This window comes from Geminicoccus flavidas (assembly GCF_009806515.1).
In the GTDB taxonomy this organism is placed as follows: domain Bacteria; phylum Pseudomonadota; class Alphaproteobacteria; order Geminicoccales; family Geminicoccaceae; genus Geminicoccus; species Geminicoccus flavidus.
The window spans coordinates 1-6,974 of record NZ_WUJP01000320.1; the positions used below are offsets into that span (position 1 = coordinate 1).

Genomic DNA, 6,974 nt, shown 5'->3' on the forward strand with positions numbered 1-6,974 from the left:
CGATGCCAGCAGGCTGGTCGGCGCCATCACCACCAAGGGCGTGGTCGCCCACATGAACGAGCTGCAGTGGATCGCCGACTATCGCGACGGCAACCGCGCGGCCTCCACCAGCGGCTATGCCGCCTCGGTCAGCTATGTCCGCCGCAAGCTGGATGCGGCCGGCTACCGCACCTCGGTCCGCTCCTTCGACTATCCCTTTTTCAAGCTGCGGGGCACGCCCTCCCTCAGCGCCGGCGGCACCAGCTATGTCGACGGCAGGGACTTCACCTACATGGAGTTTTCGGGCGGGGGCAGTGCCGCCGGCCGGCTCGTCGCGATCGACGTGCAGATCCCGCCACCGGCTTCCGGCTCCTCGACCAGCGGTTGCGAGGCTGCCGACTTTCCGCCGGCGGGTGCCGAGCCGGCCATCGCCGTGATCCAGCGTGGCACCTGCGACTTCTCGGTCAAGGTCGCGAACGCCGCCGCCGCCGGCTATGAGGGCGTGGTGATCTTCAACGAGGGCCAGCCGGATCGTACCGACCTGTTCCTCGGCACGCTGGGCGAGCCCGCCGCCTTGCCCACGCTGTTCACGACCTATGCGCTCGGCCAGAAGCTGGTGACCTTGGCGAACGCGGGCGGCAGCGGCCGGGTCGAGGTCAAGGCGCGCTCGGAGATGCGCAAGACCTACAACCTCGTGGCCGAGACGGCCGGCGGCCGCGCCGACCGGGTGGTGGTGGTCGGCGCGCATCTCGATTCGGTGCGCGAAGGCCCCGGCATCAACGACAATGCCAGTGGCAGCGGCGCGATCCTCGAGCTCGCCCTGCAAATGGCGAAGCTGAAGATCCAGCCTAAGAACAAGGTCCGCTTCGCCTGGTGGGGCGCGGAGGAGACCGGCCTGCACGGCTCGACCGCCTATGTCGAGGCGCTGTCCGAACAGCAGGCGGCCTCGATCATGACCTATCTGAACTTCGACATGATCGCGTCGCACAACTACGCCTGGCTGATCCAGCAGGGTAATCCGGACAGCGCCGCGGACAAGGTGGTCGAGCAGGTGTTCACCAAGTACTTCCAGCGCGCCCGGCTGCCCTACCAGTACACGCCCTCGGACGGCCGCTCCGACTATGCCGCCTTTTCCGACATCGGCATCCCGGTGGGCGGGCTGTTCAGTGGTGCCGACGCGATCAAGTCTGCCAAGCAGGCCAAGCTGTTCGGCGGTGTCGCCGGCCAGCCGCTCGACCCCTGCTACCACAAGGCCTGTGACACCAACCGCTACATCAGCCGGCGCTCGACCCTGGTGCTGAGCCGGGCGATCGCGGACACGGTCTACAAGTTCGCCATGACCGAGCGCGACATCCGCGCGGAGAACATCCAGGCGGCGCAGGCGCGCGTGATGACGCTCCAGGCCGACCAGGAAGCCCGCTACCGCGGCCCGCGCGTGGCCCGCTGACGAGGCTTGGGGCTGGATCACCGCGGGCACAATCCCTAGGTTCCGGCCCCAGCTTCAGCGGGAGGATTGCGGGGTGACGGGCGATCGATACGAGGTCGGGGCGCTGGTGGCGTTCGCGGCCGCCCTGTTCGAGAAGGTCGGGCTGGACGAGGACAAGGCTGCGGTCACCGCGCGCCTCCTGGTCGACGCCGACCTGATGGGCCACACCACCCATGGCCTGAACCTGGCCGGGCCCTATCTCGCGGAGGCCCAGAAGGGTTCAATGGCCACCACCGGCCAGCCCGAGGAAGTGGCGCGCAAGGCCGCCGCCCTGACCCTGGACGGCCGCCGCCTGCCGGGCGTGTGGCTGACCGCCAGGGCCGTGGACGAGGCGATCGCGATGGCGAAGGCCGCCGGCATTGGCGCGGTCTCGATCCGCCGCTCCCACCACATCGCCTGCCTCGCCACCTTCCTGCCCAGGGCCACCGAGCAGGGCCTCTACATCCAGATCGCCTGCTCCGACCCGAACGTCGCCTCGGTGGCCCCCTTCGGCGGCACGCGCGCGGTCTTTACCCCCGACCCCTATGCGATCGGGATCCCCACCTCGGGCGATCCGATCCTGATCGACACGTCCGCCTCGATCACCACCAACGGCATGTCCAACCGGCTGCTGGCCGAGGGCAGGACCTTCGACCATCCGTGGCTGCTCACCGCCGAGGGCGAGCCCAGCAACGATCCCAAGGTGTTCAACACCGACCCGCCCGGCACGATCCTGCCGACCGGCGGGCTGGACCATGGCCACAAGGGCTATGGCCTGGCGCTGAACATCGAGGCGCTCAGCCAGGGCCTGTCCGGCTTCGGCCGGGCCGACCCGGGCGAGGGCTGGGGCGCTTCGGTCTGGGTGCAGGTGGTGGACCCCGAAGCATTTGCTGGCCTGCCGGCCTTCCGCCGCCAGGTCGACCATATTGTGGCGGCCTGCCGGGCCTGCCCGCCGCGCCCGGGCGTGGAGGCTGTCCGCCTGCCGGGCCAGGCCGCCATGGCCAAGAAGCGTCAGGCCATGGCCGAGGGTGCCGTGCTGCACCACGCGATCATGCCGGCCCTGCTGCCCTGGGCCGACCGCCTGGGCGTAAAGGCGCCGGAGCCGATCGCCCGCTGACCGTCAGCTCGCCCGCCGCCATGCCACGGTCATCACGCCGGCGCCGATCAGCACCGATCCGCCGGCCCGGTTGACCCAGCGCTGCACCGCGGGCCGCCGGATCGTGCCCTTCAGGGACGAGGCGGCCAGCGCATAGGCCAGCGCGTTGGCGGCGGCGAGCAGGACGAAGGTCAGGATCAGGATCGCCGCCTGCGGCAGGTAGGGCCTGGCCGGGTCGACGAATTGCGGGACGAAGGCCACGAAGAACACGATGCTCTTGGGATTGAGCGCCGTCACCAGCCAGGCGTGGCCCAGCATCACCCGGGCGGCCACCGGCGTGGCCGCTCCCGGCTCCGCCCGGTCCACCGGTGCCCGCCACAATTTGATCCCGAGATAGACCAGGTAGGCGGCACCCAACCATTTCAGCAGCGTGAACAGGGCGGCCGAGGCCGCCAGCACCGCACCCAAGCCTAGCAGCGAGAGGCTCATCGCGGTGAGGTCGCCCAGAGCCACCCCAGCCACGATCGCGAGGGCCGCCCGGTGGCCCTGGCTCAGCGCATAGGACATCACCAGCGAGATAGTAGGCCCCGGGATGACCAGCAGCGTGATCGCCGCGGCCGCAAAGGCCAGCCAGACCGAAACGTCCATCGAAGCCTTCCCCCCTACAGTACCAGGACCGCCCGCACGTCGTTGACGTTGGTGAGCGTCGGCCCCGTCACCACCTGGTCACCCAGGGCCGCGAAGAAGCGGTGCGCGTCGTTCTCGTCCAGCATCCGGTGCGCATCCAGCCCCGCGGCACGGGCACGCGCCAGCGTGTCGGGTGTGATCAGCGCACCCGCCACCTCCTCCGCACCGTCAATCCCGTCCGTGTCGCCGGCGATCGCCCAGATGTCCCGCTCGCCGCCCAGTGCCACCGCCAGTCCGAGCAGGAACTCGACATTGCGCCCGCCACGTCCCTGGCCGCGCACGGTCACCGTGGTCTCGCCGCCGGAAAGGAGCACGCAGGGGGCAGGGCAGGGCTCGCCATGGCGGCGCACCGAGCGGGCGATCCCGGCCATCACCCGGCCGACCTCGCGCGACTCCCCTTCCAGCGCATCGCCCAATAGCAGGGGCCGGATGCCCTGCGCACGGGCAAAGCCCGCCGCCTGCTCCAGCGAGCGCTGCGGGGCGGCGATCAGGCGGTTTTCGACCCGCTTGAAGATCGGATCGCCCGGCTTGGGCGTTTCCTCGGCCCCTGCCTCCAGGTGCCGGCGCACCGCATCGGGCAGGTCCAGCCGGTAGCGGCGCACCAGCGCCAGCGCGTCGGCAAAGCTGGCCGGATCGGGCACGGTCGGGCCCGACGCAATCACCGCCGGATCGTCGCCCGGCACGTCGGAGATCAGCAGGGACACCACCCGGGCAGGGGCGGCCGCCTTGGCCAGCCGGCCGCCCTTGAACCCTGAAAGATGCTTGCGGACGCAGTTCATCTCGTCGATCGAGGCACCCGAATGGAGCAGCGCCCGGTTCACCGCGATCTTGTCGGCGAGGGTCAGCCCTGGTGCCGGCAGGGCGCACAAGGCGGAGCCGCCGCCGGATACCAGGCAGAGTACCAGGTCGTCCGGCCCCAGCCCCTTGACCGCCGCCAGCAATCGCTTGGCGCCTGCCTCGGAACGCTCGTCCGGCACCGGATGGGAAGCGGACAGGAGCTCGATCCGCTCGGTAGGCGCCTCGTGCCCGTCGCGGGTGACCACCACCCCCTCGAGCGGGCCCGGCCAGTGCCGCTCCACCGCCTGGGCCATCACCGCCGCGGCCTTGCCCAGGCCCACCACCACGGTCCGACCCTTGGGCGGCTCCGGCAGGAAGGGCGGCACCGCGAACAGCGGGTCAGCCGCGCGCACCGCCTGATCAAAGAGGCCGCGCAGGAAGCTCCTGGGCTCCAGGTCCGTCACGACGCCACCTTCCCGCGCTCCACCCGATGCCTCCCTCATGGTCCCCGGCCGTCTTGGCCGGCGGGGAGATTGGCCCCGGCCCGGCCGGGAGGCAACGTCGATCGCCCCTTTTGGGTGTCGCGGGCTTCCGGCTAAGAAGGCAGCGCTTCGATGCCAGCCTACAGGGGGGCCGCCTTGAACCTCTACCCGCGCGACATGGTGGGCTATGGCCGCTCGGTACCCTTCGCCGACTGGCCGGGTGGCGCCAACATCGCCGTCCAGTTCGTGCTCAACTACGAGGAAGGCGGCGAGAACTGCGTCCTGCATGGCGACGCGGCCTCCGAGGCATTTCTTTCCGAGATCGTGGGTGCCCAGGCCCTGGCGGGGGTGCGGCACATGAACATGGAATCGATCTACGAATACGGCTCGCGTGCCGGGTTCTGGCGGCTGTTCCGGATGTTCACCGCACGCGACCTGCCGCTCACCGTGTACGGCGTGGCCATGGCGCTCTCGCGCAACCCCGAGGCGGTCGCCGCCATGAAGGAAGCGGGGTGGGAGATCGCCACCCATGGCTATCGCTGGATCGACTACCAGCACGTGCCGCTCGAGATCGAGCGCGAGCACATGCGGCTGGCGATCGACGTCCACGCCGCCGTGACCGGCAGCCGGCCGCGCGGCTGGTATCTCGGCCGCTGCAGCCCGAACACGCTGAATCTGGTCTGCGCCGAGGGCGGCTTCGACTATTATGCGGATTCCTACGCCGACGACCTGCCCTACTACGTGAAGGTCGGGCGGCACGACCAGCTGGTGGTGCCCTATACGCTAGATGCCAACGACATGCGCTTTGCGACCAGCCAGGGCTTCAACTCAGGGGACCAGTTCTTCAGCTACCTGAAGGACAGCTTCGACGTGCTCTATGAGGAGGGCCGGGCCGGTTCGCCCAAGATGCTCTCGGTGGGGCTCCATTGCCGGCTGGCCGGCCGGCCCGGCCGGACCGCCGCCCTGGCCCGCTTCCTCGACTATGTCCAGGGCCACGAGCAGGTCTGGATCGCCCGGCGGATCGACATCGCCGAACACTGGCTCGACCGGCATCCCCCGGCATGACCGGCAGCCCGCCAGAAGCTTCTTCCCCCGGTCGCACGCTCATGGCGCGGCTGGACGAGCTCGGCCGGATCTCCGCGGATTCCGATCGGCTGAACCGGCAGCCGTTCACGCCAGCGCATCGCCAGGCGATCGAACTGGTCGCTGGCTGGATGCGGCTGGCGGGAATGAGCACGCGGGTCGATCCGATCGGCAATCTGATCGGCCGCTACGAGGGACAGGACCCGACAGCGCCCGTGCTGCTGATCGGCTCCCATCTCGACACCGTGGTCGATGCCGGGCGCTATGACGGTGCTTTGGGCGTGCTGGCCGGCGTGCAGGTGGTGGCAGCACTGCACGATGCCGAAGAGCGCTTGCCGTTTGCCGTGGAGGTGGTGGCGTTCTGCGACGAGGAGGGGGTGCGCTTTCCCACGACCTTTTTGGGCTCCAAGGCAATCTGCGGTACGCTCGACCGGAAGGTGCTGGAGCTGCAGGATCAGGCCGGCATCACGGTCGGGGCGGCGCTGCGCGCGTTCGGCGGCGATCCCGATGCCCTGGCCAGTGCCGCCTACCCGCCTGGCTCGCTGCGTGCCTTCCTGGAGGTCCATATCGAGCAGGGCCCGGTGCTCGAGGCCGAGGACCGCCCGCTCGGGATCGTCACCGCCATCCAGGGCCAGTCGCGCCTGGCCGTGGTGCTGGACGGGGTGGCCGGCCATGCCGGCACCGTGCCGATGGGCCATCGGCGCGACGCGCTGGCCGGTGCCGCCGAGATCGCGCTCCTGGTCGAGCGGCGCTGCAGCGCCACGCCGGACCTGGTGGGCACGGTCGGCCGGCTGGAGGTCCTGCCGGGTGCAGTCAACGTCATCCCCGGCCGGGCCCTGCTGACCCTGGACATCCGTTCACCCAGCGACCTCCTGCGCGGCCAGGCCGTGGCGGAACTCGTCCAGGCGATCCACCAGATCGCCGCTGCCCGCGGCCTCGGCTGCACGATTGCCCGCGAGCACGACCAGCCGGCCAGTGTCTGCGCGCCCGGGCTGCAGCGGGTCCTGGCCCAGGCGATGCGCGCGGAGGGGATCCAGGTGAAGTATCTGCCGAGTGGTGCCGGCCACGACACCATGGCCATGGCCGCCGCCTGCCCGGCTGCCATGCTGTTCGTGCGCTGCCAGGGCGGCATCAGCCACCATCCTCTGGAAAGCATGACCCTGCCGGATGCCGAGGCGGCACTGCGCGTCCTTCTGCGCGCGCTGCGCCTCCTAGCCCTGCCGAAAGCGAGACCATGAGCCAGACCGCCGACGTCATCGACGCGTTTCTCGCCAGCCGCCGGGAGCAGGCCGAGCGCTTCCTGGCCGAGCTCGTGAAGGTCCCGTCCGACAACCCACATGGCGACTGCGCCCCGCATGCCGCCAGGACGAAGGAGCTCCTGGAGGAGCTGGGCCTGGAGGTCGAG

General features: G+C 70.3%; 6 protein-coding genes. 4 read left to right on the top strand and 2 right to left on the bottom strand.

Features of this window, described 5'->3' with window-relative positions; genetic code table 11:
• The coding region (locus EQG76_RS08825; RefSeq protein ID WP_159712548.1) for a M28 family peptidase at positions 1-1,426 on the top strand (1,426 nt) is incomplete at its 5' end.
• Positions 1,427-1,499: 73 nt separating this feature from the next.
• Positions 1,500-2,561, top strand: coding sequence for an Ldh family oxidoreductase (locus tag EQG76_RS08830; RefSeq protein ID WP_159712550.1), 1,062 nt, complete (start codon positions 1,500-1,502; stop codon positions 2,559-2,561).
• Between the two features lie 3 nt (positions 2,562-2,564).
• Here the strand turns inward: EQG76_RS08830 and EQG76_RS08835 are convergent, their stop codons facing one another.
• Together EQG76_RS08835 and EQG76_RS08840 are read right to left on the bottom strand one after the other, a co-directional pair.
• On the bottom strand, positions 2,565-3,188 hold the full coding sequence (locus EQG76_RS08835) for a LysE family translocator (protein ID WP_159712552.1): 624 nt from the start codon (positions 3,186-3,188) through the stop codon (positions 2,565-2,567).
• Positions 3,189-3,202: 14 nt separating this feature from the next.
• Complete coding sequence (locus EQG76_RS08840) at positions 3,203-4,468, bottom strand: glycerate kinase type-2 family protein (RefSeq protein WP_235031269.1); 1,266 nt, start codon at positions 4,466-4,468, stop codon at positions 3,203-3,205.
• Between the two features lie 150 nt (positions 4,469-4,618).
• Here EQG76_RS08840 and puuE point away from each other — a divergent pair, with 150 nt between their 5' ends.
• Positions 4,619-5,551, top strand: coding sequence for an allantoinase PuuE (gene puuE / locus EQG76_RS08845; RefSeq protein ID WP_159712556.1), 933 nt, complete (start codon positions 4,619-4,621; stop codon positions 5,549-5,551).
• Entirely contained in the window at positions 5,548-6,807 is a 1,260-nt protein-coding gene (locus EQG76_RS08850; protein WP_159712558.1) for an allantoate amidohydrolase, read from the top strand. Before puuE ends, EQG76_RS08850 begins: the two co-directional genes overlap by 4 nt.
• Positions 6,808-6,974 lie beyond the last annotated feature (167 nt).

Excerpts from the sequence above, each read along its gene's own strand:
- EQG76_RS08835 (WP_159712552.1), bottom strand. The coding sequence starts at position 3,188 with ATGGACGTTTCGGTCTGGCTGGCCTTTGCGGCCGCGGCGATCACGCTG.
- puuE (WP_159712556.1), top strand. The coding sequence starts at position 4,619 with ATGCCAGCCTACAGGGGGGCCGCCTTGAACCTCTACCCGCGCGACATG.
- EQG76_RS08850 (WP_159712558.1), top strand. The coding sequence starts at position 5,548 with ATGACCGGCAGCCCGCCAGAAGCTTCTTCCCCCGGTCGCACGCTCATG.